Annotated in this window: 1 protein-coding gene; it reads right to left on the bottom strand. The window is 66.9% G+C overall.

Annotation, left to right across the window (positions count from 1 at the left end):
* Positions 1-157: 157 nt before the first annotated feature.
* On the bottom strand, positions 158-977 hold an 820-nt coding region (locus DEJ16_RS15405; protein ID WP_110858066.1), incomplete at its 5' end, for a hypothetical protein.

The following is a 977-nucleotide window of genomic DNA, read 5'->3' as shown; positions in this document are numbered from 1 at the left end:
AGATGTGTATAAGAGACAGGCCGGAGGAAATCCCCGGCCCACCACCAGAGGGTGATTCGAAGGGTGAACCGCTCGCGTCAAGGGCGCTCCGCGTCGCTGCGCGATGCCCTACGGGCACCCTTGACCCGGCTACTAGTCCAGGGAGCCCGTCCAGGACCTACAGCGGCCGATCGAGGCCGAGAGCGGCTAGCACCTCAGACCGCACCGATTCCAGGCCCACAGCGTCGATCCGGCGCTGCATCATCGGCTCGTACTGGATCCCGAGGAAGTGAAGTGCCCGGGTCCAGTCGGTCGGCCGACGGAAGTGCGTGGCGACCCTCTCAGCGTCCAGGCCGATCAGTTGAGAAGCCAGATCGGCGGACCACTGCGAGAGCCCCCACACGTCCTCCGCGCTCATGTGCGAGAGGCGTTCCTTCACGGCGCGCTTCCCGGGCCGCGCGACGAGCTCGAAGCGACAGATGCCGTCCTGAACCTGCTGGTTCGACTCAGGGTGCTTCTGGCGCAGTTCCTCGGTCTTCTTGTAGAGGCGCATCCGGGTCTCGGAGCGGGGCGAACCCACGTACCGAGTCGCGCCACCCTCGCTGTTCCGGATGATCGAGTGCGTCAGGCCGCGGGCCTCTGCGAACTCCAGGACGAAGGCGTCGAGTTCCTCGAAGTCCGCCACCAGATCGACCGCGGAGTCGGCTCGGGAGACCCGGTGGGTCGGGTAGAGAGTCCGGAGCGTCGGGACTACGCGATCGCATGCGTCGGAGGTGACCGTCACGTGCACCTCACCCGCCCGCGCGGAGTGGCCGTGGACCGTGGCGATCGTCTCCCCATCGGACTCGATCTGCCAGCCCGTCGCGTAGCCGTTCCGCCCCTTGATGCGCGCCAGGACGCCGCCGAGCGCGAGGGCGAGGGAGCCCGGAACGCGCTCATCGTCGACCGTGTCGAACGTCATCTCGTACCAGTCGTGCCGCTGTCTCTTATACACATCT

It is taken from the genome of Curtobacterium sp. MCJR17_055 (assembly GCF_003224335.1).
In the GTDB taxonomy this organism is placed as follows: Bacteria; Actinomycetota; Actinomycetes; order Actinomycetales; family Microbacteriaceae; genus Curtobacterium.
The sequence above is the reverse complement of the archived record's forward strand: the minus strand, read 5'-3'. Positions and strand labels throughout refer to the sequence as shown.